Annotated in this window: 25 protein-coding genes, 1 tRNA gene and 1 pseudogene; 6 read left to right on the top strand and 21 right to left on the bottom strand. The window is 60.4% G+C overall.

The window, feature by feature from the left end; genetic code table 11:
• Positions 1–16: 16 nt before the first annotated feature.
• The 6 genes from ISN39_RS02205 to ISN39_RS02180 form a co-directional block, all read right to left on the bottom strand.
• Positions 17–1,639: an ABC-F family ATP-binding cassette domain-containing protein gene (locus tag ISN39_RS02205; RefSeq protein ID WP_194729028.1), complete on the bottom strand. Its 1,623-nt coding sequence runs from the start codon at positions 1,637–1,639 to the stop codon at positions 17–19.
• 181 nt (positions 1,640–1,820) lie between these two features.
• On the bottom strand, positions 1,821–1,985 hold the full coding sequence (locus tag ISN39_RS02200; protein WP_022717247.1) for a DUF1328 domain-containing protein: 165 nt from the start codon (positions 1,983–1,985) through the stop codon (positions 1,821–1,823).
• 77 nt (positions 1,986–2,062) lie between these two features.
• Positions 2,063–2,590: a hypothetical protein gene (locus ISN39_RS02195; RefSeq protein ID WP_194729027.1), complete on the bottom strand. Its 528-nt coding sequence runs from the start codon at positions 2,588–2,590 to the stop codon at positions 2,063–2,065.
• A gap of 78 nt (positions 2,591–2,668) precedes the next feature.
• Complete coding sequence (locus tag ISN39_RS02190) at positions 2,669–3,460, bottom strand: anti-sigma factor (protein WP_194729026.1); 792 nt, start codon at positions 3,458–3,460, stop codon at positions 2,669–2,671.
• Positions 3,457–4,062, bottom strand: coding sequence for a sigma-70 family RNA polymerase sigma factor (locus tag ISN39_RS02185; protein WP_194729025.1), 606 nt, complete (start codon positions 4,060–4,062; stop codon positions 3,457–3,459). The genes ISN39_RS02190 and ISN39_RS02185 overlap by 4 nt, the downstream gene beginning before the upstream one ends.
• A gap of 37 nt (positions 4,063–4,099) precedes the next feature.
• Positions 4,100–4,645 carry a tetratricopeptide repeat protein gene (locus tag ISN39_RS02180; RefSeq protein WP_194729024.1) on the bottom strand — a complete coding sequence of 182 codons (546 nt, stop codon included), beginning with the start codon at positions 4,643–4,645 and terminating at the stop codon, positions 4,100–4,102.
• 169 nt (positions 4,646–4,814) lie between these two features.
• On the opposite strand from ISN39_RS02180, the gene ISN39_RS02175 reads away from it, so the two are divergent.
• The 3 genes from ISN39_RS02175 (at position 4,815) to ISN39_RS02165 (ending at position 7,692) form a co-directional block, all read left to right on the top strand.
• Positions 4,815–5,867, top strand: coding sequence for a type III polyketide synthase (locus ISN39_RS02175; RefSeq protein WP_194729023.1), 1,053 nt, complete (start codon positions 4,815–4,817; stop codon positions 5,865–5,867).
• Positions 5,864–6,367 carry an isoprenylcysteine carboxylmethyltransferase family protein gene (locus ISN39_RS02170; RefSeq protein WP_194729022.1) on the top strand — a complete coding sequence of 168 codons (504 nt, stop codon included), beginning with the start codon at positions 5,864–5,866 and terminating at the stop codon, positions 6,365–6,367. The genes ISN39_RS02175 and ISN39_RS02170 overlap by 4 nt, the downstream gene beginning before the upstream one ends.
• Positions 6,368–6,444: 77 nt before the next feature.
• On the top strand, positions 6,445–7,692 hold the full coding sequence (locus tag ISN39_RS02165) for an FAD-binding oxidoreductase (protein ID WP_194729021.1): 1,248 nt from the start codon (positions 6,445–6,447) through the stop codon (positions 7,690–7,692).
• A 27-nt stretch (positions 7,693–7,719) separates the two neighbouring features.
• Here ISN39_RS02165 and ISN39_RS02160 read toward each other — a convergent pair whose 3' ends face one another.
• The 10 genes and pseudogenes from ISN39_RS02160 to ISN39_RS02115 form a co-directional block, all read right to left on the bottom strand.
• Entirely contained in the window at positions 7,720–8,106 is a 387-nt protein-coding gene (locus ISN39_RS02160) for an ester cyclase (protein ID WP_194729020.1), read from the bottom strand.
• Positions 8,107–8,182: 76 nt separating this feature from the next.
• A complete protein-coding gene (locus ISN39_RS02155; RefSeq protein ID WP_194729019.1) occupies positions 8,183–8,716 on the bottom strand; it encodes a gluconokinase in 534 nt (177 codons plus the stop codon).
• A 28-nt stretch (positions 8,717–8,744) separates the two neighbouring features.
• Complete coding sequence (locus ISN39_RS02150; RefSeq protein WP_194729018.1) at positions 8,745–9,698, bottom strand: peptide ABC transporter ATP-binding protein; 954 nt, start codon at positions 9,696–9,698, stop codon at positions 8,745–8,747.
• Entirely contained in the window at positions 9,695–10,711 is a 1,017-nt protein-coding gene (locus ISN39_RS02145) for an ABC transporter ATP-binding protein (RefSeq protein ID WP_194730080.1), read from the bottom strand. Before ISN39_RS02145 ends, ISN39_RS02150 begins: the two co-directional genes overlap by 4 nt.
• The gene (locus tag ISN39_RS02140) at positions 10,711–11,607 is read right to left on the bottom strand and encodes an ABC transporter permease subunit (protein WP_074066734.1); all 897 of its coding nucleotides are present in this window, start codon (positions 11,605–11,607) and stop codon (positions 10,711–10,713) included. Before ISN39_RS02140 ends, ISN39_RS02145 begins: the two co-directional genes overlap by 1 nt.
• Before the next feature lie 25 nt (positions 11,608–11,632).
• Complete coding sequence (locus ISN39_RS02135; protein ID WP_039844025.1) at positions 11,633–12,637, bottom strand: ABC transporter permease subunit; 1,005 nt, start codon at positions 12,635–12,637, stop codon at positions 11,633–11,635.
• Between the two features lie 86 nt (positions 12,638–12,723).
• The gene (locus tag ISN39_RS02130; protein ID WP_194729017.1) at positions 12,724–14,319 is read right to left on the bottom strand and encodes an ABC transporter substrate-binding protein; all 1,596 of its coding nucleotides are present in this window, start codon (positions 14,317–14,319) and stop codon (positions 12,724–12,726) included.
• A 342-nt stretch (positions 14,320–14,661) separates the two neighbouring features.
• Positions 14,662–15,138 (bottom strand): iron-responsive transcriptional regulator RirA, encoded by a 477-nt coding sequence (gene rirA / locus ISN39_RS02125; RefSeq protein WP_074066732.1) that lies wholly within the window; start codon positions 15,136–15,138, stop codon positions 14,662–14,664.
• Positions 15,139–15,266: 128 nt separating this feature from the next.
• Positions 15,267–15,449, bottom strand: a pseudogene (locus ISN39_RS02120) (M48 family metalloprotease); the annotation flags it as partial.
• 116 nt (positions 15,450–15,565) lie between these two features.
• Positions 15,566–17,062, bottom strand: a complete 1,497-nt coding sequence (locus tag ISN39_RS02115) for a CoA-acylating methylmalonate-semialdehyde dehydrogenase (RefSeq protein WP_074066731.1) — start codon at positions 17,060–17,062, stop codon at positions 15,566–15,568.
• Between the two features lie 199 nt (positions 17,063–17,261).
• Between ISN39_RS02115 and ISN39_RS02110 the strand changes: the two genes are divergently transcribed.
• Both ISN39_RS02110 and ISN39_RS02105 read left to right on the top strand, forming a co-directional pair.
• Positions 17,262–17,627 carry an antibiotic biosynthesis monooxygenase family protein gene (locus ISN39_RS02110; protein ID WP_194729016.1) on the top strand — a complete coding sequence of 122 codons (366 nt, stop codon included), beginning with the start codon at positions 17,262–17,264 and terminating at the stop codon, positions 17,625–17,627.
• Positions 17,624–18,505: a LysR family transcriptional regulator gene (locus tag ISN39_RS02105; RefSeq protein WP_092583573.1), complete on the top strand. Its 882-nt coding sequence runs from the start codon at positions 17,624–17,626 to the stop codon at positions 18,503–18,505. The genes ISN39_RS02110 and ISN39_RS02105 overlap by 4 nt, the downstream gene beginning before the upstream one ends.
• On the opposite strand, the gene ISN39_RS02100 is transcribed toward ISN39_RS02105, so the two are convergent.
• The 5 genes from ISN39_RS02100 to ISN39_RS02080 form a co-directional block, all read right to left on the bottom strand.
• Positions 18,502–18,666 (bottom strand): hypothetical protein, encoded by a 165-nt coding sequence (locus ISN39_RS02100; RefSeq protein WP_194729015.1) that lies wholly within the window; start codon positions 18,664–18,666, stop codon positions 18,502–18,504. The two genes, ISN39_RS02105 and ISN39_RS02100, sit on opposite strands and share 4 nt — an antisense overlap.
• A gap of 25 nt (positions 18,667–18,691) precedes the next feature.
• Entirely contained in the window at positions 18,692–19,129 is a 438-nt protein-coding gene (locus tag ISN39_RS02095; protein WP_194729014.1) for a DUF4174 domain-containing protein, read from the bottom strand.
• A gap of 132 nt (positions 19,130–19,261) precedes the next feature.
• The gene (locus ISN39_RS02090) at positions 19,262–19,507 is read right to left on the bottom strand and encodes a helix-turn-helix transcriptional regulator (protein WP_194729013.1); all 246 of its coding nucleotides are present in this window, start codon (positions 19,505–19,507) and stop codon (positions 19,262–19,264) included.
• A gap of 202 nt (positions 19,508–19,709) precedes the next feature.
• A tRNA-His gene (locus ISN39_RS02085) sits at positions 19,710–19,786 on the bottom strand.
• 130 nt (positions 19,787–19,916) lie between these two features.
• Positions 19,917–20,366: a phasin gene (locus tag ISN39_RS02080; protein WP_039844018.1), complete on the bottom strand. Its 450-nt coding sequence runs from the start codon at positions 20,364–20,366 to the stop codon at positions 19,917–19,919.
• A gap of 215 nt (positions 20,367–20,581) precedes the next feature.
• Here ISN39_RS02080 and ISN39_RS02075 point away from each other — a divergent pair, with 215 nt between their 5' ends.
• Positions 20,582–24,124 (top strand): ATP-binding protein, encoded by a 3,543-nt coding sequence (locus ISN39_RS02075; protein WP_194729012.1) that lies wholly within the window; start codon positions 20,582–20,584, stop codon positions 24,122–24,124.
• Positions 24,125–24,167 lie beyond the last annotated feature (43 nt).

Below are 24,167 nucleotides of genomic sequence, written 5' to 3'. Positions count from 1 at the left end.
CCTTATTGCTCTCCACTCAACTGCGCAGGCCAGGCGCCTCATGACCGGTGCGCGCCACATATTCCGTGTAGCCGCCGCTATACTGGTGAATGCCGTCGGGGGTGAGTTCCAGCACCCGATTGGACAAAGCGCCCAGGAAGTGCCGGTCGTGCGAAACGAACAGCATCGTGCCTTCGTACTCGGACAACGCCTTGATGAGCATTTCCTTGGTGTCCAGATCCAGGTGGTTTGTCGGCTCGTCCAGCACGAGAAGGTTCGGCGGATCGAAGAGCATCATTGCCATGACGAGCCGCGCCTTCTCGCCGCCCGAGAGCACCCGGCATTTCTTCTCGACGTCGTCGCCGGAAAATCCGAAGCAGCCCGCCAGCGCGCGCAATGAGCCCTGCCCCGCTTGCGGGAACTTATCTTCCAGTGACTGGAGTACGGTGCGGTCGCCGTTCAAGAGATCCATGGCGTGCTGCGCGAAATATCCCATCTTCACGCTGGCACCGAGAGCGACGTTGCCTTCATCCGGCTCCGCCGAACCCGCAACAAGCTTCAGAAGCGTAGACTTTCCGGCGCCGTTGATGCCCATGATGCACCAGCGCTCGCGCCGCCGCACCATGAAATCCAGCCCTTCGTAGATGGTTCGGCTGCCGTATTTCTTGTGCACGTTCTTCAGGCTGATGACATCGTCGCCCGAGCGCGGTGCCGGCAGAAACTCGAATGAGACGACCTGGCGGCGCTTGGGCGGTTCCACCCGGTCGATCTTCTCCAGCTTCTTCACGCGGCTCTGTACCTGCGAAGCATGCGAGGCGCGGGCCTTGAAGCGCTCGATAAACTTGATTTCCTTGGCGAGCATCGCCTGCTGGCGGTCGAACTGGGCCTGCTGCTGCTTCTCGTTCTGGGCCCGCTGCTGCTCGTAAAAGGCATAGTCGCCGGAGTAGCTGTTCAAGTTGCCGCCATCGATCTCGATAATCTTGGTGACGATGCGATTCATGAACTCGCGGTCGTGCGAGGTCATCAGCAGCGCGCCGTCATAACCTTTCAGGAACTCCTCCAGCCAGATAAGGCTTTCCAGATCCAGATGGTTGCTCGGCTCATCAAGCAGCATAACGTCAGGACGCATCAGGAGAATTCGGGCAAGGGCTACACGCATCTTCCAGCCGCCGGACAGTGCGCCCACGTCGCCGTCCATCATTTCCTGGCTGAAGCTGAGACCGGCCAGAACTTCGCGCGCGCGTCCTTCCAGGGCATAGCCGTCGAGCTCCTCATAGCGCGCCTGGACCTCGCCGTAGCGATCGATGATCCTGTCCATGTCGTCGGCCTGTTCGGGGTCCGACATGGCAGCCTCGAGCTCCCGCAATTCGGCAGCAACGATGCTCACGGGGCCGGCGCCGTCCATCACCTCGGATACGGCGCTGCGGCCCTCCATCTCGCCGACATCCTGATTGAAATAGCCGATGGTGATGCCCTTATCGACCGATACCTGCCCCTCGTCGGGGTGCTCCGCCTGTGTGATCATCCGGAAAAGGGTCGTCTTGCCGGCACCGTTCGGACCGACGAGGCCGACCTTGTCGCCTCTGTTGAGCGCTGCGGTCGCCTCGATGAAGAGGATGCGGTGGCTGTTCTGCTTGCTGATGTTTTCGATACGAATCATATGCGATAAGGACCCAGAAAAGTTTTCGGAGGCCTTATGCCACGGGGCGGCGAGGCTGTCGCAAGTTTTTCCGCATTAAGATCTGTTTCGGGTCGCGGCTGATGCCGGATGACATCGCCCTATCGACGCAAAAAACCCGGCGCCACAACGCCGGGTTTTTCAAACATCTCATTTCGTCGCACTATTCGCGGCGCATCAGGCGCATGACGAGCGATACGACGAACAGCACCAGGAATATGAAGAAAAGAACCTGTGCTATGGAAGCCGAAGCGCCTGCGATGCCGCCAAATCCGAGGACGCCGGCGATCAGGGCTACGACGAGAAATACCAAAGCGTAGTACAGCATGGTGAACTCCTCTTTCGATTCTGATCTATCAACGGCTACCCTTGGCAATTGGTTCCAGAACGCCTGATTTCAGGGCATCAGCCGAACTGGAGGATGCCCTGTTGCGTGCGGTCGCCTTCGTCGGGGGCGGGTGGCTCTGCTGCTTCGAGATAGAACTTCACGGGCGCAGTCAGCACGAACCAGATGCATGCGCCAGCCATGAACGCCGATCCGATGGGATCATCAATGCGCGTCACGAATGGCAGCCCGGCCGAGGCGAAGAGAACGGTCATCCGCAGAGACCACTCCGCCTCACGCTTGTTGACCGCTCGGGCTCGGAGCGATTTGTAACGCCGGGCGTCATAGCCGCCCCTTCCCACTCTTGCGGAGGAAGCCAGCTTCCAGATGGACGGCAGAGCCAGCATGAACAATGCCGCAAGGCTGAGGACAAGAGGCTGTCCGGAGAGATTGTACCGGCTTGTGAGTGCCAGGAACGAAAGCGCCGCCAGGTTCCACACCGGCTCCAAACGCTCCGGATGCTGGGCCGTGTAGACATGCCAAACCCGCAGCGTACGCGCCGCGCCGGAAAGCAGCGGGTCGTCGATATAACGATTGATCCAATCCATGCTGAAATGCCGGTCCCTGTCTAATCGAGATGATCGGCAACACCATGCAATCTGGTCATCATGATGGCGGGACGGCAATCATGCCGTCAATTTTGACCTGAGGCTATCGACGATTTCCTGCATCCGGTCTGCCGGGGCATGGCCGATCAACATGAAGGCATGGCTCCGGCTGGACCAGTAGATGACGTTCATGCCCTCGCGGCCTTCGATGTCCGGCGCCTTTTCACCCTTGTCCGAGCGGATGATGCAGAGCGCCATCGGGCCGGTCTCGGGATCAAGGTAGGCGATCTGGGCAAGCGGTCTTTCGTCATATTCCAGGAGCAGCACGCGCTTAAAGTCTACTCCCGGCAACGCAACCATCCTGGGGGAAAGTGCAAGCCCGAGTTTTCGGTCGATCTGGGCAAGCTGAACGCTCTGCACATCGGCAGGCGGAACGGGCCCTGCCAGCGTGTCCGACGTGTAGAGCGAGATATATTCGGCGACGACAGCGCGCCATTCGGCGCCCTCGTCCTTCGAAAGGCTGCGGCTGATGCCGAGATAGGCGCGGTCTGCAATGACACCCACGACCACCGAAGCGGCAAGCGCGCCGAGAAAGCCGCGGCGGCTCGCAAAGCTTGAGCCTCTATTTTCCCGCTGTGTGGGGATTGCGGCAAGCATCGATTCGAGGCTCGCCCGCGGCGCGGCGGCGAGAAGCGGGGTGAAGGCCTCCTTGAACGGCAGGTTGCTGTGGCACAGGAATTCCAGCCTGGCGGCTACGCGTTCGTCGGCATTGACGAGCGCTTCGATGCGCGCAGCGTCCTGCGACGGCAGTTCGCCGTCGATGAAGGCCGTCAGTTCTTCGTCAGAGGGTATGTTGATATCGTTGCTCATTGCCGTCCCTCGTCCGAAATGGCTCCGCAAAGCGTCGCGCGTGCTGCCGCCAGCCGGCTCATCACGGTTCCGATCGGTATGGCCAATACATCCGCCACCTCGCGATAGGAGAGCCCTTCCACGTAGGCGAGGAAGACGGCACTGCGCTGTGCTTCCGGCAGCGCGTCCACCTGCAGCAGCACCTGATTTGCCATGACATGCGTTTCGGTGTCGCGGGCTCCGTCGAAGACCAGTGCTTCCTCCGGATCAGCCAAGCCCTTGCCCTGGCGGACCTTGCGGGAACGGACCTCGTTCAGCCAGATCGAATGCAGGATCGAAAACAGCCAGCGATCGAGCCGCGTCCCCTGTTCGAATTGCCCGCCGCGTTCCAGCGCCCGGACACAGGTCTGCTGGACGAGGTCATCGGCCACATCGCGCTGCCGCGAGAGCACGAGACCATAACGCCAGAGCCTGGCAAGGTTCTCTGTCAGGCCTTTCCTGATGTCCGCTTCGCTCGCGATGGCCGCCTCCGCCCCAGTTCGTCTTCCGGGGATCGCCAGCCGAAGCGGCAATCCCGTTTCCAGGCGACTATAGGCAGGAAATGTGGCGCGCGCGACCGGCATTCGATCATCCCTCCTTGCCGCCACGCGCCGCCTCTTTTCACATCTTCGATGGATCGAGGATTACGGCGTTGAGGTCCTGGTATTCCTCGCAACCCGTGCCGCAGATCGCCTTGATCATGTTCAACTGCTCCTTGGCGAGATCGATGCGGCCTTTGACGACGTAGGCTTCGCCGAGATATTCACGAACCTTCGCATATTGGGGATCGAGCTTGACCGACTGAAGATAATAGGAGATGCCTTCGTCCGTGCGACCGAGCTTACGGGTGGCGTAGCCGCGATAATTCAGCACTTCCGCATTGTTCTGGTCCTTGACGGTGTCGAGTATCGCCAGCGCTTCTTCGTAGCGGCCGTCCTTTGCCAGCGAATAGGCATAGTCGGTACGGTTCTCATCCGTCACATTGGCGCTCTGCTGCTTCACGCATTGCTTCGACCTCTTGTCATAGATCTGACCCTTTTTGCAGGTGGGCGTGTTCGCGCCGCCGCCACCACCGCCGCCGACTGCCAAGACGGGAGTGGAAAGCATGGAGGCGGCGATGCAGCCGCCGAGGACGAGAGAAGCGATACGGACAATCGTGGTCGTCATGGGATATCTCCGGGAAAATGACGTTGCCGCGAAAGAACACGCCTGCCCGGCATTTTATTCGGACGGCGCAGGGCATTTTTTCATCACCTTTTCGTGACGAAACCGGTACGAATAAATCGCCGTCAGAGGTGTTCTCCGCTTTACCGCCGGGGGGCAAAAGGAGCATGCCGTGAACGATACGGTCAAATTTCTGAGCCTCGCCATTGCCGTGCCCGAACACATCATCACGCAGGCAGAAGCAGCCGAGGCGTCGGCCCGCCTCTTTGCCGGCCGCTTCCAGGACTTTCGGCATCTTGCGAGCGTCTTCGACAATGCGGGCATTACCAAGCGACATGCGGCGCGACCGCTCTCATGGTTCGACGAGCCGCATGGCTGGCAGGACCGGATGGACGCTTATGCCGAGGTCGCAAGCAGCCTCTTCATCGAAGCGGCGACCAAGGCACTGCGGCAGGCCGATCTGCAGGCAAGCGATATCGATTGCGTCGTCACCGTCTCCTCCACCGGGTTTACGACGCCGAGCCTCGATGCGCAGCTTGCCGGAAAGATGGGGTTCCGGGCGGATATAGAGCGCGTCCCCGTATTCGGGCTTGGCTGTGCTGCTGGCGTCTCGGGCTTCGGCATCGCGTCGCGTCTGGCGAAGGGCAAACCGGGCAAGACCGTGCTCTTCGTGACGATCGAACTCTGCACCCTTGCCTTCCGGTTGGACGAGCTGACGCGGCCCAATATCATCGCAACCGCACTCTTCGGCGATGGTGCTGCAGCTTGCGTGCTTCGCAATGGTGGGTACGGCATCGCCGAAGTGGAATCGAGCGGCGAACATCTGTTTGCCGACACGCTCGACATTATGGGTTGGAAGATCGACGACGCAGGCTTCGGCATCGTGCTTGCGCAGTCGCTGCCACCCTTCGCGGAGACGAAGCTTGGTCCCGCTGTCGACGCGATCCTTGCCCGCAATGGCCTGTCGCGTCAGGATATCGGCCGTTTCATATGCCACCCGGGCGGGACCAAGGTGCTGGCGGCAATGGAAAGTGCGCTTTCGCTCGCGCCCGGTTCGCTGGATCATGAGCGCGCGGTGATTTCCGACTATGGCAACATGTCCTCGCCAACCATCCTCTTCGTGCTGGAACGCGCAATCCGCGCCGGTCTGCCCGAGCGCGCTGCGATGATCGCCATGGGACCGGGATTTTCCGCAAGCTGCGTTACGCTGCGGAGGACGGCATGATGCTTGCGTCCATCGCGCTTCTGACCTTCGTCACGATCCAGCGGCTCGGCGAACTTGTTCTCTCCAGGCGCAACACGGCCGCGCTTCTTGCAAAAGGCGCACGCGAGACCGGGGCGGAACATTACCCCTACATGGTCGCCCTGCATGCCGCCTGGATCGGCGGGTTGTGGCTGCTCGCCTCGGACAGGCCGGTGAACCTTGTTTGGTTCGGCATCTTCATGCTGCTGCAAATCCTCCGCCTCTGGGTGCTCGCCACCCTCAAGGAGCGGTGGACGACGCGGATCATCGTTCTGCCGGAGGCGCCGCTCGTCCGTAGCGGACCCTATCGCTTCATCCGGCATCCGAATTATGCGGTCGTTGCGGGGGAAATCGCGGTCCTGCCGCTTGCCTTCGGCATGCCGCTCTACGCGGCCGCCTTCACCATCCTGAATGCGCTCATGCTCGCCATCCGCATCCGTGCCGAAAATGCCGCACTCAAAACGGCAATGATTTTGAAATAAAATGCGATTTTTCAATTGCGCCATTGCAATCCTAAGGGCATTTTCCACCCTTGGAATTCAGTGGACTGCAAGGAAAAATGACCAAGAACGCAATCGTGCTCGGTGCCGGCATCGTCGGTGTTTCGACGGCAATTCATCTGCAACGGCGCGGATGGCAGGTGACGCTGATCGACCGCAAGGATCCCGGCAGCGAGACCTCGTACGGCAATGCGGGACTGATCCAGCGTGAAGGTGTCGTGCCTTACGGCTTTCCCCAACAGATCGGACTGCTGCTGCGCTACGCGTTGAACAACCGCATCGACGCGCACTATCACCTGAAGGCACTCCCGAGCCAGCTCGCCTTCCTCGCCCGATACTGGTGGAACTCCAATGCACGGCGCCATGAGATGATCACCCGTGCCTATGCGCCGCTGATCGAGAACTCGATCCTGGAGCACAAGGACCTGATCGAGGCGTCGCATGCAGAACAGCTGATCCGCAAGGATGGCTGGATGAAGATCTTTCGGACCGAGGTAAAGCGCGACGAAGAGCTTGCTGAGGCCGAAAGCTGGCAGAATGAATTCGGCGTCAGCTACGAAACGCTGTCTTCCGCGGACATTGCCCGCATGGAGCCGAGCCTCATGCAGACCTTCGCCGGCGGCATCCGCTGGCGCGATCCCTGGTCGGTCCTTGATCCGCAAGCGCTGACTGCCGCCTACCGCAGCTATTTCGAAAGCCTTGGCGGCCGCTTTGTTGTCGGCGATGCCGTTTCGCTCGGCCAGTCGGGTTCCGGCTGGAAAATCATGACGTCCGAAGGCTCGATCGAGGCAGACGACGCGGTGATGGCGCTCGGTCCTTGGGCTGCGGTTGCGACGAAGCGGCTCGGCTATTCCTTTCCGCTTGGCGTCAAGCGCGGCTACCACATGCACTATGCGGCGGAAGGCAATGCCGTCCTCAACAACTGGACGCTCGATGCCGAGCGCGGCTATTTCCTCGCGCCAATGAACCGCGGCATCCGGCTGACCACCGGTGCGGAATTCGCAGCACTCGACGCGCCGAAAACACCGGTTCAGCTCGACCGCGCAGAAAAAGTCGCCCGTACCGTCTTCCCGCTCGGACGCAGGCTCGATCCCGAGCCGTGGATGGGCGCGCGCCCCTGCACGCCGGACATGATGCCGATCATCGGCAAGGCGCCGCGGCACAATGGCCTGTGGTTCGCCTTCGGGCATGCGCACCACGGCCTGACGCTCGGTCCGGTGACCGGCCGCGTGCTGGCGGAACTGATCACCGGCGGGACGCCGTTCATCAATATTTCCGCCTATTCGCCGCAGCGCTTCAATCCCTAGCGGCACGACAAGACGTGGCGGCTTTCATCAGAGCTGTGCTTCGATGGCCGCCTTGTCGATGATCGACCATACCTCATCGATCTTTTCCCGATCGAAGCGATAGAAGACGTTTTCGGTGAAAAAGACTCTCTTTCCGTTGACTGGAAGGCCGAGGAACGTTCCCTCCGGCGTGCAATCGAAAGCCAGCCGGCATGCAATAAGGGGTGGATCGGACGTCAGCAACTGGACGTCAAAACGAAGGTCGGGAATCTCCTCGAAATCCCGCTCCAGCATCGCCCGATAGCCTGCCAGGCCAAGCCGCCGGCCATTGTGGCGCACATCGTCGCCGACAAAGCGCCCCAGCCGCTGCCAGCCCCGCGCGTTCAGGCAGGCGATGTAATCGCGATAAATCGCTGAAAGTTCAGCCCTGCTCAAGGCAAGTCCTCCGGGCACTGGATTTCTCTGAGCACTCAAAGATGGCCGCCTCTAAGCGGCCGTCAATAGATCGTGGTCAGGCAACGCCGAGCACCGCTAGCTTCTTTCGAGCTTCCTCGGCAATGTCTTCGATCGTGTGGTCGATATCCACCGTTACGACCCCTGGCTCGCCGGTCGGCACTTCCAACGTTTCGAGCTGACTTTCAAGCAGGGACGTCGGCATGAAGTGACCCGAGCGATGCCCCATCCGCTCGCTCAGCAGCCCCTTGGAACCTTCGAGATAGACGAAGAAGAGATTGCCGCCGGCCGCGACGCGCAGCCGCTCGCGATAGATGCGCTTCAGCGCCGAGCAGGAGACTATGACGCCATTGTCTTTTGCAAGAGCCGCCTTCATGGCTTCACCGATGAGGTCGAGCCAGGGCATGCGGTCCGCATCGGTCAGTGGAATGCCTTTCGACATCTTCTCGACATTGCATGCCGGATGAAGCTGGTCGCCTTCAATGAAGCGAAGGCTCAGCGCCTCCGCCAGTTTCTCGCCGATTGAGGATTTTCCGGAGCCGCTGACGCCCATGACGATGATTGCATGGACCTTGTTCGTCCGCTTCGGCATTCGGTCCTCCGTCGTCGCCTGCGTCCGTTCAGTCGAGCGGAAAATGACAGGCGTATTTTTGTTCGCCCTCTCCACTTAGTTCAGGCTCCACCCGGCGGCAATAGTCCTGCGCCTTCCAGCAACGCGGGTTGAAATGACAGCCGCTCGGCGGCTTCAGCGGCGAGGGAAGCTCGCCGTGCAGACGGATGCGGCTCTTGGCGCGATCGGGATCGGCGATCGGCGTCGCCGACAGAAGTGCCGCCGTATAGGGATGACGCGGGTGCGCAAAGACTTCGGCCGCCGGCCCCGTCTCGACCGGGCGGCCGAGATACATGACCATCACATCGTCGGCGATATGGCGAACGACCGAAAGACCATGCGAGATGAAGAGATAGGCAAGCCCCATTTCCTTCTGCAGATCCATCAACAGGTTCAGCACCTGCGCCTGGATCGACAGGTCGAGCGCCGAAACCGGCTCGTCGAGCACCAGCACCTTCGGTCGCAGCATGAGCGCGCGGGCAATGGCGATACGCTGGCGCTGGCCACCGGAGAACATGTGCGGATAGCGATCGTAATGCTCCGGCCGCAGCCCGACGCGCGCCATCATTTCCTCTGCCTTGCGGCGGCGGCGGGCGGCATCGAGATCGGTGTTGATCTTCAGCGGCTCTTCCAGGATCGCACCGACCTTCTGGCGCGGATTGAGCGATCCGTAAGGATTTTGGAAAACGATCTGCACCTGGCTGCGGAGACTCCGGTCGCCGACGCGAGCAGGCTTGCCGTCGATCAGCACCTCGCCTGCCGTCGGGTCTTCGATCATGGTGACCAGGCGCGCGAGCGTCGACTTGCCGCAACCGGATTCGCCGACAACGGCGAGCGTCTTGCCGGAATAGAGACTGAAGCTCACGCCGTTCAGCGCCTTGACGGTCGCCTCCGGTTTGAACATGCCGCGATTGACAGTGTAGAAACGGGCAAGATCCTTGCCCTCGAGAACGGCGCCGGTCATACGAAGTCTCCAGCAGATTGCTTCGGCATCACGCCGGGATGACCGAGCGGCTTGCCGTCCTTCAAAGGATAGTTGCAGAGCGCGAGGCCGAGTTCCGGCCCCTGGCGGACAACGCCACGATCGCATTCGATCGTCGCATAGCCGCAGCGCGGCGCAAAGAGACAGCCGCGCGGGCGGTCATGCTGGCCGGGAACGACACCGGCGATCGACGGCAGATGCTGGCCGGCCTGGGCACGCTCCGGCAGGGCAGAAAGCAATGCGGCGGTATAGGGATGATGCGGGTCGCGGAAGAGTGCCTTGACCGGCTGCTCCTCGACCTTTTGTCCGGCATACTGGACCTGCACGCGCTCTGCAGTTTCGGCGACGACGCCCATGTCGTGGGTAATCAATACCAGCGCCATGCCCTGCTCCTTCTGCAGGCGCACGAGCAGATCGAGGATCTGCGCCTGGATCGTCACGTCGAGCGCGGTCGTCGGCTCGTCAGCGATCAAGAGCTTCGGATTGCAGGAGAGCGCCATGGCGATCATCACGCGCTGGCTCATGCCGCCGGACATCTGGTGCGGGAAGTTCGACAGGCGATCTTCCGGCGCCGGGATGCCGACAAGGTTCAGGAGCTCGATCGAGCGCTCGCGGCGCTCCTTGCGGTTCAGACCCATGTGCACCCGCAGGCTCTCGCCAAGCTGGAAGCCGACCGTGAAGCACGGGTTCAGGCTCGACATCGGCTCCTGGAAGATCATCGCCATGTCCTTGCCGATGATCCTGCGGCGCTGTCGGCCGGAAATGCCGATGAGTTCCTTGCCGTCGAAAGTCATGCGGTCAGCGGTGATCTTCGCCGTCCAGGGCAGAAGCCCCATCATGGCGAGCATCGCAACGGACTTGCCGGAGCCGGATTCACCAACGATCGAGAGGATCTCGCCCTTGTCGCAGCTGAGCGATACGCCGTCGACGGCGCGGAAGAGACCGGAAGACGTCTGGAATTCGACGGTCAGATTCTGAATATCGAGAAGCGGCATCATGACCTCTTCAGCTTGGGATCGAGCGCATCGCGCAACCCGTCGCCCATCAGGTTTATGGCGAGAACGGTGACGAGGATGGCAAGACCCGGGAATGTTACGACCCACCAGGCGCGCTGGATGAATTCTCGCGCTTCGGCGAGCATCGTGCCCCATTCGGGTGTCGGAGGCTGGGCCCCCATGCCAAGAAAGCCGAGGGCGGCAGCATCGAGGATCGCCGCCGAGAAGGCGAGCGTCGCCTGGACGATCAGCGGCCCGAGACAGTTCGGCAGGATGGTCTTGAACATCAGCCGCAAGGTGCCGGCACCGGCGACGCGGGAGGCGATGACATACTCCTTCTCACGCTCGGCCATGACCGAGGCACGCGTCAGGCGCACGAAATGCGGCTGGTTGACGATGGAGATCGCAATCATCGCATTGACGAGGCCGGGGCCAAGGACCGCAACCAGCACGAGAGCCAAAAGCAGCGACGGGAAGGCGAGGATGATATCCATCAGGCGCATGATGGCGATATCGATGCGGCCGCGGAAATAGCCGGCCACGAGGCCGATCAGAACGCCAGCGATCACCGAGATCGTCACGACGACAACGCCGATGAAGAGCGAGAAGCGCGCGCCATAGATGAGGCGCGAGAGAATGTCGCGTCCGACAGCGTCCGTCCCGAGCGGGAAGGACGAGCTGCCGCCTTCCATCCAGAACGGAGCAAGAAGAAGCATCTGCCGGTTCTGCTCGTTTGGCGTATGCGGCGCAACGAGCGGCGCAAATATCGCCACGACGAGAATGAAGATGAAAACGGCGAGGCCGATGACGGCGCCCTTGTTTCGCGAGAAATAATACCAGAATTCCGCAAGAGCCGATGGGTGGGCGGTTTTTGCAGCGACCGTGCCGGTTTGCATGTTTGTCGTACTCACGGGACCGCTCCTAGTGCCGAATACGTGGGTTGATGAAGCCGTAGGTGATGTCGACGATCAGATTGACCAGCATGATGATGCCGGCGATCAGCAGAAGACCACCCTGGACGACCGCATAGTCCCGCTTGAACACCGAATCGACCATCCACTTGCCGATGCCGGGCCAGGAAAAGATCGTCTCGGTCAGGATCGCGCCCGCGAGCAGGACGCCGATTTGCAGACCGATGGTCGTCACAACCGGTATCATGGCATTGCGCAGCGCATGCACGCCAACGACCCGAAGTGGCTTCAAACCCTTGGAGCGGGCAGTACGCACATAGTCTTCGCCAAGCACTTCGAGCATCGCCGAGCGCGTCTGGCGCGCGATGACGGCAAGCGGAATGGTAGCAAGCACGATCGTCGGCAGAATGAGATAGCTGACGGCGGAGCGGAAGGCGCCCGCCTGCCCCGACAGCAGGCTGTCGATCAGCATGAAGCCGGTGACCGGCTTGAAGAAATACATGAGCGAGATGCGGCCCGAAACGGGCGTCCAGCCGAGATAGCCGGAGAAAAAGATGATGAGCAGCAGGCCCCACCAGAAGATCGGCATCGAATAGCCGACAAGGGCGACCCCCATCACACTTTGGTCGAACCACGTGCCTCGCTTGACGGCGGCAAACACGCCGGCGGGCACGCCAAGACAGACCGCGAGAAGAATGGCACAAAGCGAGAGCTCGAGCGTTGCCGGGAAGAGCGCGCCAAAATCACCGAGAACCGGGCGCTTCGTGACGATCGACGTTCCAAAGTCGCCCTGCAGCACCTTGCCGAGGTAATCGAAGTACTGAATGTACATGGGCCGGTCGAAACCGAGATCGTGCATGATCTGGGCGTGACGCTCAGGCGCCATCACGCGTTCACCCGACAGAAGCATGACGGGATCGCCGGGAAGCATGCGGATGAACGAGAAGGCAATGAGCGTGACGCCGAGGAATGTTGGGATCAGGACCGCGAGGCGCCCGATGAGAAATCGCAACATGGCAGATGTTCCAATAGTTTCCGGCGGTCAGGGAGCCTGACCGCCGGCCAGCCCGGCGTTAGCCGGGCATTCTTGCATAATTCTTGTTATTCGGAAATGTCGACGCCGTCGAAGCGGTGGTAGCCGAGCGGATCCTGGACGAAGCCGGAAACCTTCTTGCTGACCGGAATGAAGACGAGCGAATGGTCGAGCGTTGCCCAGGGAGCTTCCTTCTTGAAGATCAGCTGAGCCTGCTCGTAGGCCTTGGTGCGCTCGGCAACATCTGCCGTCGTCTTGGCCTTGGTCATCAGGTCGTCGAATTCCTTGTTGCACCATTGCGCGCGGTTGTTGCCGCCGACAGCGTCGCAGCCGAGGAGCGTGTCCATGAAGTTGTCCGGATCGCCATTGTCGCCGGTCCAGCCGAGGATGACGGCACCGTCACGGTCCTTGGCGGAGGAGAGCTTCAGGTACTCGGCCCATTCATGGGTCACGATCTCGACTTCGACGCCGATTTTTGCGAGGTCGGCCTGCATCAGTTCAGCTGCGCGGCGAGCATTCAGCATGTACGGACGCGAGACGGGCATCGCCCAGAGCTTCATCTTGAGATCCTTGACGCCGGCATCGGCAAGCATCTTCTTTGCCGCATCCGGATCATATTTGTCGTCTTCGACGGCATCGTTATACGACCACATCGTCGGCGGGATCGGGTTCTTGGCAATCGCTGCAGCGCCCTGGAAGACGGCATCGATAATCGCCTGCTTGTTGATCGCCATGTTGAGAGCCTTGCGGACTTCAACCTTGTCGAACGGCGGGATCAGCGTGTTGTAGGCAACGTAGGAAACGTTGAGGCCGGCCTGTTCCATAACGGTCAGGTTCTCGTCCTTCTTCAATTCGGCTACGTCGGCAGCATTCGGGTACGGCATGATGTGGCATTCGCCGGCCTTCAGCTTCTGCGCGCGGACGGCAGCGTCGGAGGTGATCGCGAAAACGAGATCGTCAATCTTTTCCTTGCCCTTGAAGTAGCTCTCGTTGGCCTTGTAGCGGATGACGGCATCCGGCTGGTAGGCGACGAAGGTGAACGGACCGGTGCCGAGCGGCATCTGGTTCATCTGGTTCATCTTGCCGTCAGCCGCGAGCTTGTCGGCATATTCCTTCGACAGGATCGAAGCAAAGTCCATGGCGAGGTCGGCCATGAAGGGCGCTTCAGGATGCGCCAGGGTGAACTTGACCGTCAGGTCGTCGACCTTCTCGATCGACTTGATGAGCTCCGGGAAGCCCATGCCGGCGGCGTATTCGTAAGAACCGCCTTCGACATACTTGTTCCACGGATTGTCGGCCTTCAGCTGGCGCTCGAAGGAGAAGATGACGTCGTCGGCGTTGAGATCGCGCGTCGGCGTGAAGAACTCGGTCGTCTGGAACTTGACGCCCGACCGCAGCTTGAAGGTATAGACCGTGCCGTCGTCGGAAACGGTCCAGCTTTCAGCAAGACCCGGCTCGATCTCGGTGCTGCCGTGCTTGAATTCGACGAGGCGGTTGTAGACCGTGCGCGAGGTCGCGTCGAAGGTCGTGCCTGCGGTGTAGAGGCCCGGATCGAAGCCTTCCGGCGAACCTTCAGAGCAATAGACAAGGGTTTTTGACCAGGCCGACGTCGCCATGACCGAAGCCAGGGCCGTCGCTGCCAGCAGGACGGAGAGCTTTTTCATAATTTTGTTTCCCAGGTTTGTTCTTTTTTGATCTTTGGAGATCGAGCACAAATATTCCCGATCAGCGGGCCGATGGAACGATATTTATTTGCTGAAAGCAACGGTATCCGCAGAAAATTTTTCCAGTTGGACAACTTTAGAAATTTTCCGTCAAAAATCGGCCTCATTTGGAAATAATCGGACGTAAGAAGCTGAGTTTTTGTCGCTTTTGGTATAATTTCGCGCTTTTTGGATACGCGAAATTGCCTCTCGGCATTCAATCTGGAGGAGCTAAACGCAAAAACCGCAGCTGCATGCTGCAGCTGCGGTCAATGAGCATATTCGACTATTACGTGTCAGGCGTCAGGCAGCCGGAGCGCTGATGGCGGGTTTGCGGTAACCTTCGCCAGTCAGGCCGAGAAGGAAGTTGATCTGCGGGCGCGCCCTCACGAGATCGTCGATCGAATATTCGGCCAGCACGTCGAAGAAGGCGTTGAGCGCCTTGCGCAGCGCCGTGTTCAGACCGCAGCTGTCGACCAGCGGGCATTCGACCGCGCCGTCTTCGAAGCACTCGGCCATCGCAAAGCTGTCTTCGGTCACTTTGACGACGTCGAAGAGGCTGATCTCCTTCGCCGGTTTGCCGAGCCGGACGCCACCGTTGCGGCCCCGGACGGTTTCGACCAGGCCCGCCTTATTCAGCGGCTGCAGAATCTTGAATAGAAAGAGTTCAGAAACCCCGTATGCCTTGGCAATTTCGGGAATCCGGCTCAGATGTCCTTCATTGGCAGCGCAATACATCAACATGCGAACCGCATAGTTGGTCTGCTTCGTCAATCGCATGCCGTTCTCCTGAATCGCGTGGGCTGGATACCCGGATGGATGCTATATAGTGGCTTTCGTAGTTTTGAACAATTCCAAAATATGAAATTTACATTCACGTTTGCACCGCCAGCCACGGCCGCGCCATTTCAGTCGGCGTTTCCGGCGTATTTCAGGATGGCCTCTTTCCTCTCTGGCGTACCGGGATGGGTGGAGAGCATGCTGGTTTCGGAGTGGTCGCCGAGCTTCGTCTCGATCATATCGAAAAAGCGCACGATCGCGGCCGGGTCCATACCGGACCTTCTCATGAGGTCGACGGACCTGCGATCGGCTGGGCGAAAACTAGCCACTCTTCCTCATGTTGAGAAGCGCGTATGCAAATTTAACAACTTAAAATCGCAAAATTGGGGGCCGCGGCCCCCAATCGGTATTCACTTGCTTTTCGATACTACTTCATCGTCGGCATGACGAATTCAGCGCCGTCCTTGATGCCTGACGGCCAGCGGGCGGTGACGGTCTTGGTCTTGGTCCAGAACTTGATCGAGTCCGTACCGTGCTGGTTGAGGTCGCCGAAGCTGGAGGCCTTCCAGCCGCCGAAGGAGTGGTAGGCGAGCGGAACCGGGATCGGGACGTTGATGCCGATCATGCCAATATTGATGCGCGAGGCGAAGTCGCGGGCGGCATCGCCGTCGCGGGTATAGATGGCGACGCCGTTGCCATATTCGTGCTTCATCGGCAGATCGAGGGCCTCTTCGTAGTTCTTGGCGCGAACGACTGAAAGCACAGGTCCGAAGATTTCGGTCTTGTAGATATCCATGTCAGGCGTGACGTGATCGAAGAGCGAACCGCCGACGAAATAGCCGTCTTCATAACCCTGCAGCTTGAAGCCACGGCCGTCGACGACGAGTTTCGCGCCCTGCTCGACGCCGCGATCGATCAGGCTATTGACGCGGGCATAGGCTTCCTTGGTGACGAGCGGTCCCATGTCGGCCTTCTCATCGGTATAAGGGCCGATGCGAAGCGACTCGATCTTCGGGGTCAGCTTCTCGACGAGGCGGTTTGCGGTTTCCTCACCGACGGGAACCGCAACCGAGATCGCCATGCAGCGTTCGCCAGCCGAACCGTAGCCTGCGCCCATCAGCGCGTTGACGGCCTGGTCCAAGTCGGCATCCGGCATGATGATCATGTGGTTCTTCGCGCCGCCGAAGCACTGGGCACGCTTGCCGTTCATGGCGGCGGTGCCATAGACGTAACGGGCGATCGGCGTGGAACCGACGAAGGTGACGGCGCCGATATCCGGGTCCGTCAGGATCGCATCGACGGCGGCCTTGTCGCCGTTGACGACGTTCAGGATGCCGGCCGGAAGTCCGGCTTCGATCATCAGTTCGGCCAGACGCAGAGGAACGGACGGGTCGCGCTCGGAGGGCTTGAGGATGAAGGCGTTGCCGCAGGCGATTGCCGGCGCAAACATCCACATCGGGATCATGGCTGGGAAGTTGAATGGCGTGATGCCAGCGCCAATGCCAACGGCCTGGCGCAGGGAATACATGTCGATCGCCGGACCTGCGCCTTCGGTGAATTCGCCCTTTTGCAGATGCGGGATACCGCAGACGAACTCGCAGACTTCAAGACCGCGGACGATATCGCCCTTGGAGTCTTCAACGGTCTTGCCGTGCTCCCTGGAGAGCAGCTCGGCAAGCTCGTCCATATGCTTGTTCAAGAGTTCCACGAACTTGAAGAAGACGCGGGCGCGGCGCTGCGGATTGGTTGCGGCCCACTTTGGCTGCGCCGCCTTGGCGTTTTCGACCGCGGCACGGATTTCCTCGACGCTTGCGAGCGCCACCGTCGCCTGAACCTCACCGGTTGCCGGGTTGTAGACGTTGCTGCTGCGGCCGCTTTTGCCCCCAACATGCTTGCCGCCAATAAAATGACCGATCTCACGCATGGATGTGCCTCCTCTTGATTTCCGTTGATAGCGCATCATCGCACTTCAATTTGCACAAATCAATGCAATGCGATAAGCAACCGTTGTGCAAAAATCGAAGCCCTAACGTGCGTGCACTCCTCCAGCGGGCCTTCTCCAAGGCGCAACCCTGGACAGCCGCGCGCGCAAGAGGCCGAACGCAAGAGGAGGTCGTCCATCGATGAGCGGCAAACGTGTCGTGAGAATGGCGGAACTGGAGATAGACCCTGCGGAGCTCCATGCCTATCGTGCGCTCCTGGCTGAAGAAATCGAGGCGTCGATCACGTCCGAACGAGGCGTGCTGACCCTATACGCGGTCTCGATCAAGGATCGTCCGGAAAAAATCTGCATCTTCGAAGTCTATGCCAGCCAGGAGGACTACGAAGCGCATCTCCAGACGGCGCATTTCCTCAAGTACAAGACGTCAACCGCCCGCATGGTCAGGTCGCTGTCACTCATTGATGTCGATCCCGTCATTCTGCGCGCAAAGACCGGCGATCACTTGGCGACGGAGGTTCGGGACCTAGGCAAGGACTTAAGGACATGAACTGGGACGACGTCCGCATCTTCCTCGCCGTAGCGAGAACGGGGCAGATCCTTGCCGCCTCCAAGCGGCTGGGGCTTAACCACGCCACCCTCTCGCGGCGCGTGACGTCGCTCGAGGAGGCACTAAAGACTCGCCTCTTCACTCGCCGCACCAATGGCTGCGAACTGACTGCCGAAGGCGAAGTGTTCCTCGCCTCGGCAGAGCGGATGGAGACGGAAATGCTCGCCGCGCAGGCCAACCTCGGCCGCACAGACACGGCTATCGCTGGCACGGTCCGCGTCGGGGCGCCGGACGGCTTCGGCGTTTCCTTTTTGGCCCCGCGTATCGGACGGCTGATCGAGCGTCATCCGGAGCTGAAAATCCAGTTGGTGCCAGTGCCGCGCTCCTTTTCACTCTCGCAACGCGAGGCGGACATCGCCATCACGCTGGAACGGCCCGAACAGGGTCGGCTCGTATCTTCGAAGCTGACCGACTATACGCTGGGGCTCTACGCCTCGCGCGGTTACGCCGAACAAAACGGCCTACCCGACAACAACGAGGCGCTCAAGCAGCATCGCCGCATCGGTTATGTCGAGGACCTGCTTTTCTCTCAATCGCTGAATTTCACCGGCGAGGTCATGCGCAACTGGAGCGCTGGCTTTGAGATCTCCTCGGCGACCGGTCAGACCGAAGCGGTGCGTTCCGGCGCCGGTATCGGAATCTTGCACGACTACATCGCCCGGCAGTATGACGAACTGGTTCGTATACTGCCCGATGTCTCGATCCGGCGTGCCTACTGGACGACCTATCACGAGAGCGCCCGCGATCTGGTGCGCGTACGCACCGTCGCCGACTTTCTTCAGGAACTGGTCGGTGCGGAACGGCAGATATTTCTCTAACCGCCGGCCTGCTTTGGAGGCTCGTCGTTTTCGTCCGGATTGGGATTGGGCGTCTCATCCGGCAGGCGATCGGGATCCGGCTCCTTGACGGGCGGCTCCGGTTTCCAGCCAGGCCCGGGCATCGGCGGCTGATCGGGGATAGGTTCGTTGGGAACGGACATCCTGCTCCTTCCGTCTTCGATTTGCTCACTTGTCGGGTTTGAGGGCTTCGGCCGCACGCATCGGCATGCTGTCGATGATGGCAAAGAGTTCGCCGTTGCTCACCGGCTCGCTCACCTTGAGCTTCACCGTCCCATCCTTGCCGACAAGGGCGGCTCCGAATTCACCAGTCTCGGGAGCCCCAAGCTCCTTTCGAAGCGCCGCTTCATTCAGATTGCCGCCTGCGCCGAAGATCGGCTTGACCGTGCTGCCGGAAATCTTGAAAACGACCATGTCGCGCTCGCCCAAGCCGGTGCGATCGGCAAGCAGCTGGTTTTCCTGGCGCGCAGCGCGACTATTGTCCCTGTCGGCGAAAATGACCAGAACCCGGCTCTTCCACCGGAACTCTTCGAGACTTGCGACCGGCGCCTGAGCGCCGTCCGTCTCCTCGACCTTGGTTGCACCGTAAAGAAGCGTTTTTGACATTCTCATTTTCTCCCGTCACCTGTAAAACGGCGGGAGGATGGGCAGGTTCCATCATTTCGGACGGCATGGCGCAAAGCCGAAAAAAAGCCGGTCAAAATTTGACCGGCTTTTTAGTTCGTTCACAGTGTAGCCTTACAGAGGAACGAAATCGGACGGCGGAACCTGCAAGGCGGCAGCAATGCGCCGCAATTTTGCAGGATCTGCATTTTCCCCATTTTCGATTTCGATGATTTCATTGGTGACGAGGCCACAGGTGACCGCCAGATCATCTACGCTGTACCCAACGGCCTCACGCGCTTTCCTGACCTCGGCGGCAACGTTCATCGCGGAAACCACCATCGCTTTGGATTCATCCAGATTCTTGAGAGAAATGGACATTAAAGTCTCCTTCTAAAAGCACTCTGATGTAACCCCCGGCACAAAATGACATTCCGGCTCACATTTTGCAACGCAATATAACACAAAGTTTACCTGCGCTGCGGTGGCTAAATAGGGAGCCGGTGCCAGAGGGCAATAGTTCAGCAGATAACAAGCCGGACGGCCGAAGTGGATCTGCCGAGTTTCGGTTTTTTGAGAGGAATGGTACGGTTGGGTGGTCTCGAACCACCGACCTCAGGTGCCACAAACCTGCGCTCTAACCAACTGAGCTACAACCGCACAAATCGCGCCCGGCGCGACGGGGGTCACATACGAGGACTTGGAAATTAATTCAAGTCCTATCTCCCCTCAATGTACAAAAAGGCCGGACATACGGTCCAGCCTTTTGTTTGATTGCACCCGTATGGGATCAGGCAGCCTTAAAGGAGGCCATGACCTTTTCGGCGGCTTCCTTGCTGGGCTTTGCGAGCTTCTCGGCAACCTGCTTGGAGGTTTCCTGCATCGACTTCGCTTGCTCGACGGTCAGTTCCGCCTGCTTGCGCAGGAAAGCGGTCTGAAGTTCGACGAGTTCTGCAATCGACTTCACACCGAGCAGAGCTTCCATGTGCGAGAGGGAATTTTCAGCGTTCGTGCGGAGTGCGTCGATCGCCTTCAGGCCGATTTCGACCGTGCCGGCCTGCGCGGTCTGAACCGTGGCTTCGAGGGTCTTGCCGGCATCTTCGCCGGCGGCCTTCATCTTTGCATAGGCCTCACGCGACTGCTGGGCGCCTTTTTCCGCGAAGTCGCGGAAGGATTCGGCGAACTTGGACGGGTCGAAGGAGGACATTGAAAAAACGTCGTCGATCTTTATGTTAGCCATCGAATTAAGCTCCTTGGGTTCAGGCGGATAACGCCTGCATAGTTTGGATATATCTTATATAAGGCATTCCATTGTGCATTGCAACATAATTGTGCGTCGCACAACGAATTAACCTTTCCACCCGAAACCCGACCCCCACGCTGGACCCATTTCCGGCGCGTCGTTATTAATAGACTGTTAATTTTTCAAGAGGCCGAAAGGGACAAGGTTCCGACATGCCCGCAGTCCAATACCCGTTCATCGACATTGCCGTGCATCAACGGGTGCGGGAACGCTTTTCGCGTGGCGAAGCAATGGTGCTTTTCTCGGCCGACCTTTCCCGCCTGCTCTGGGCCAATGGCGCCGGCGCGGAACTCTTCAGCCAGACCGCCGTCTATGATCTTCTCGATCAGGGCGTGAATCGCAGCGACATCACCTTCCGCCAGATCGAGACGACCGCTCGCCAGCTCGCCGCGATCGGCGACACCAGAAGCCTAGTGATCCGGATCGCCAAAGGCTTCCAGCGGGCTCCGGCCCAAGCAACGGCCGAAATGATCGGGCTTTCGTCCGGCGAGCGCGGCATTTTGTTCTCGGTTCCTGTTTCTTCACAACCGCTTCCTGCCGCAGAAACCGCAGCGAGAATGCTACAGGGGCTCGACGATCCCGATACGCATATGGCCGTGATCGGCACGGAAGGCGACGTCATTGCGTCCTCGCCCGGCTTTGCGTCGCTCGGCATCACCCAGCAGACCGCCAAGACGCTGACGAACCTTGCAGGCGCCCATCCCGACCGGCTCGTCAAGCGGCCGGTCGCAACCGGCAAGGGTTACCTGCCAGCTGCCGTCGGCAAGCTCAGCGACGAACCGGCGCTCAATCTTCTCTTTGCCGTCGAAACCGTGCTTGGCAATCTCGACCCGATCGACGCGGCAGCGCCGGAAGAGCCATTATCCACAGCCGCCGTTAACCATATCGACGAGCCGAAGGGCGCGAAATTCGACGACGCGCTCAATGCAGTTGCGCATATCGAGGACGTCGAAGAAGGGCTGGAAATTGTCGACGGCGAGGAAACCAAGCCCGTAGCGGAAGCCGCAGATGAGCCGCTCATCGACCACGAAGAACCCGAAGAGCTTATCCTGTCCGAACCCGAGATGCCGCTTACCGACCGCGCTGAGCCGGCCGGGGACGATACGGTAGACGCGGAGACCGGCACAGAGCCTGCCGATGCCGAGGTGCGGCGCGAGATCGAACCTGCCGGTAGCAATCCGGGGCACGAAACCGAAGATGACGGCCAAGACAAGGTCGCCGCCCCGCCGACAGCAAACGGCTTTGCGTTCAAGCCAAACAGCCGCGCGACGCGCTTTGTGTGGAAGATCGACGCCGACGGCCACTTCAGCGAAGTGTCGGGTGAATTCGCCGACGCCGTTGGTCCACACGCAGCCAATATCATCGGCGTTGCCTTTACCGACATTGCGGCACTCTTCAACCTCGATCCCGAAGGCAAGATCGCCGAAGCACTCGAGCGCCGGGACACATGGTCAGGCAAGACGATCCATTGGCCGATCGAGGGGACGAGCCTGACCGTTCCCGTCGATCTCGCCGCGCTGCCGACCTATACGCGCAGCCGGGAGTTCGACGGCTTCCGCGGCTTCGGCGTTGTCCGGCTTTCCGATGCCACCGAGGATCCGCTGGCGCTCGGTCTGACGCTCGGCGCCGATGCCTTCGGCCGCGACACGGCCAGCCTCGAACAGCCGCCGGAAGAGGCTGCTCCGGAGGCATCCGACGTGCAGCCCCAGCCGGAAGTGCCGGAAGCCGCACCTGAGCCCGAGGCAGCCTCCGAAACCGTGCCTCGCGAAGAGCCGCCAGTCCTGCGCGTGGTGGAAACGCCGAGCCGCCGGCTGACGGACAAGATCGTTCAACTCCATGGTGCAGGCCCGACGCTGAGCGCGGCCGAGCAGGCAAACTTCCGCGAGATCGCCAAACGCCTGGAGGCTTTCGGCGTTCGCGACGATGAGCCGGCTCCCGCCGAGCCCGATGCTGCAGAGAGCCCGGCTACCACAGAGCCGGCAGGAGCTGCATCCGAAGGCGAGCCGAACGAGGCAATCTTCGAGAGCGCGAGCACGGCCGCCGAAGAACCGGCCGATGCAGCGGAGCGAGCGGAAGAGCACGTCGAAACGCCCGAGCCGAGTGAGGACGACGCCACCGAGGGCCTGCACGAAACCTTCAGCCCGATCGAAGTGCTGCACAGTGCCATCCCGCCGCGGGTGAAGATGACGGACGGGCTATCGGCCAACACCGTCGACCAGTTGCCGGTTGCCGTGCTCGTCCATGCCGGCGATGCGCTGATCCACGCCAATCCCGAATTCATGCGTCTGACCGGCTATGCTTCGCTTGAGGATCTCAGCGATGTGGGTGGGATTGACGCGCTGCTTCAACGCCGCGACTTGGATGAAAAAGCGGGACGCCCGGGCGCAATGGTGCTCGTGACGGCCGACGACTCGCTCGTACCGGTCACCGCCCGCCTGCAATCGATCCGCTGGGAAGAATCCAGCGCGCTCATGCTGGCGCTGATGCCTGTCTTGGGAAGCGACGTCGCGCCGGCTCAGAACGAAGAAACCCGTCCGGACATCCGTTCCGACCGCATGGTCGAAAAGGTCGCCAAGCTGCAGGTCGAGGTGGAAGAACTTCGCTCCATCCTGGAAACGGCGACGGACGGCGTGGTCGTCATCGGCGCAGAAGGCGACATCCGATCGATGAACCGCTCGGCAAGCGCGCTTTTCAACTATGATGAGGAAGAGACCCGCGGCAAACCCTTCGTGATGCTCTTTGCGCATGAGAGCCAGAAGGCGGTGCTCGACTATCTGAACGGCCTTTCTGGCCATGGCGTCGCAAGCGTTCTGAACGACGGGCGTGAGGTGATCGGCCGCGAGTCATCTGGCGGCTTTGTTCCGCTGTTCATGACCATGGGCCGGCTCACCTCCTCGAGCGGCTATTGCGCCGTCATCCGCGACATCACCCAGTGGAAGCGCACCGAGGACGAGCTTCGCAATGCGAAGGGCGCTGCCGAAACGGCGAATGCCCACAAAACGGATTTCCTGGCGCGCATCAGCCATGAAATCCGCACGCCGCTCAACGCCATCATCGGCTTCTCGGACATGATGGCGAGCGAGCGCTTCGGACCGATCGGCCATCCGCGCTACATCGAATATGCGAACGACATCGGCCGCTCGGGCCGCCATGTTCTCGATATTGTCAACGATCTGCTCGATATCTCGAAGATCGAAGCGGGCGAGATGGATCTCGATTTCGTATCCGTCGGCCTCAACGAGGCGATTTCGGAGGCCGTGGCTCTGGTCCAGCCGCAGGCAAACGGACAACGCGTCATAATCCGCACGGCGCTGTCGCAGTCGGTGCCGAATGTCGTTGCCGATCTCCGCTCCGTCAAGCAGATCGCCCTCAACATCCTTTCCAACGCCATCCGCTTCACGCCGTCAGGCGGTCAGATCGTGGTTTCAACGTCATATGAAGCGAATGGCAGCGTCGTGCTGCGTGTGCGCGATACCGGCATCGGCATGACGCGCAGCGAACTCGACCAAGCGATGAAGCCGTTCCGGCAGGTTTCCGCCCAGTCGCGCCACCGCGGCGACGGTACGGGTCTCGGCTTGCCGCTGACCAAGGCGATGGTGGATGCAAACCGGGCAATCTTCTCGATCAATTCGGCCCCGAACGAGGGCACGCTGGTTGAGGTCACCTTCCCGTCACAGCGCGTGCTGGCAGGCTGAATCAAAAAAAGGCAGCCACGAATGGCTGCCTGGAATTTGGTGC

The sequence above is a fragment of the Rhizobium sp. 007 genome (assembly GCF_015353075.1).
GTDB lineage: Bacteria > Pseudomonadota > Alphaproteobacteria > Rhizobiales > Rhizobiaceae > Rhizobium.
This window is presented reverse-complemented; position numbering and strand designations above follow the sequence as displayed.

What these genes read in the sequence shown, in the direction of transcription:
- ISN39_RS02080 (WP_039844018.1), bottom strand. Translation starts at nt 20,366, where the DNA reads ATGGCTAACATAAAGATCGACGACGTTTTTTCAATGTCCTCCTTCGAC.
- ISN39_RS02130 (WP_194729017.1), bottom strand. Translation starts at nt 14,319, where the DNA reads ATGAAAAAGCTCTCCGTCCTGCTGGCAGCGACGGCCCTGGCTTCGGTC.
- ISN39_RS02095 (WP_194729014.1), bottom strand. Translation starts at nt 19,129, where the DNA reads ATGTCAAAAACGCTTCTTTACGGTGCAACCAAGGTCGAGGAGACGGAC.
- ISN39_RS02105 (WP_092583573.1), top strand. Translation starts at nt 17,624, where the DNA reads ATGAACTGGGACGACGTCCGCATCTTCCTCGCCGTAGCGAGAACGGGG.
- ISN39_RS02155 (WP_194729019.1), bottom strand. Translation starts at nt 8,716, where the DNA reads ATGCCGAAGCGGACGAACAAGGTCCATGCAATCATCGTCATGGGCGTC.
- ISN39_RS02200 (WP_022717247.1), bottom strand. Translation starts at nt 1,985, where the DNA reads ATGCTGTACTACGCTTTGGTATTTCTCGTCGTAGCCCTGATCGCCGGC.
- ISN39_RS02165 (WP_194729021.1), top strand. Translation starts at nt 6,445, where the DNA reads ATGACCAAGAACGCAATCGTGCTCGGTGCCGGCATCGTCGGTGTTTCG.
- ISN39_RS02170 (WP_194729022.1), top strand. Translation starts at nt 5,864, where the DNA reads ATGATGCTTGCGTCCATCGCGCTTCTGACCTTCGTCACGATCCAGCGG.
- ISN39_RS02150 (WP_194729018.1), bottom strand. Translation starts at nt 9,698, where the DNA reads ATGACCGGCGCCGTTCTCGAGGGCAAGGATCTTGCCCGTTTCTACACT.
- ISN39_RS02185 (WP_194729025.1), bottom strand. Translation starts at nt 4,062, where the DNA reads ATGCCGGTCGCGCGCGCCACATTTCCTGCCTATAGTCGCCTGGAAACG.
- rirA (WP_074066732.1), bottom strand. Translation starts at nt 15,138, where the DNA reads ATGCGATTGACGAAGCAGACCAACTATGCGGTTCGCATGTTGATGTAT.
- ISN39_RS02180 (WP_194729024.1), bottom strand. Translation starts at nt 4,645, where the DNA reads ATGACGACCACGATTGTCCGTATCGCTTCTCTCGTCCTCGGCGGCTGC.
- ISN39_RS02110 (WP_194729016.1), top strand. Translation starts at nt 17,262, where the DNA reads ATGAGCGGCAAACGTGTCGTGAGAATGGCGGAACTGGAGATAGACCCT.
- ISN39_RS02135 (WP_039844025.1), bottom strand. Translation starts at nt 12,637, where the DNA reads ATGTTGCGATTTCTCATCGGGCGCCTCGCGGTCCTGATCCCAACATTC.
- ISN39_RS02115 (WP_074066731.1), bottom strand. Translation starts at nt 17,062, where the DNA reads ATGCGTGAGATCGGTCATTTTATTGGCGGCAAGCATGTTGGGGGCAAA.
- ISN39_RS02190 (WP_194729026.1), bottom strand. Translation starts at nt 3,460, where the DNA reads ATGAGCAACGATATCAACATACCCTCTGACGAAGAACTGACGGCCTTC.
- ISN39_RS02090 (WP_194729013.1), bottom strand. Translation starts at nt 19,507, where the DNA reads ATGTCCATTTCTCTCAAGAATCTGGATGAATCCAAAGCGATGGTGGTT.
- ISN39_RS02140 (WP_074066734.1), bottom strand. Translation starts at nt 11,607, where the DNA reads ATGCAAACCGGCACGGTCGCTGCAAAAACCGCCCACCCATCGGCTCTT.
- ISN39_RS02075 (WP_194729012.1), top strand. Translation starts at nt 20,582, where the DNA reads ATGCCCGCAGTCCAATACCCGTTCATCGACATTGCCGTGCATCAACGG.
- ISN39_RS02100 (WP_194729015.1), bottom strand. Translation starts at nt 18,666, where the DNA reads ATGTCCGTTCCCAACGAACCTATCCCCGATCAGCCGCCGATGCCCGGG.
- ISN39_RS02195 (WP_194729027.1), bottom strand. Translation starts at nt 2,590, where the DNA reads ATGGATTGGATCAATCGTTATATCGACGACCCGCTGCTTTCCGGCGCG.
- ISN39_RS02145 (WP_194730080.1), bottom strand. Translation starts at nt 10,711, where the DNA reads ATGCCGCTTCTCGATATTCAGAATCTGACCGTCGAATTCCAGACGTCT.
- ISN39_RS02205 (WP_194729028.1), bottom strand. Translation starts at nt 1,639, where the DNA reads ATGATTCGTATCGAAAACATCAGCAAGCAGAACAGCCACCGCATCCTC.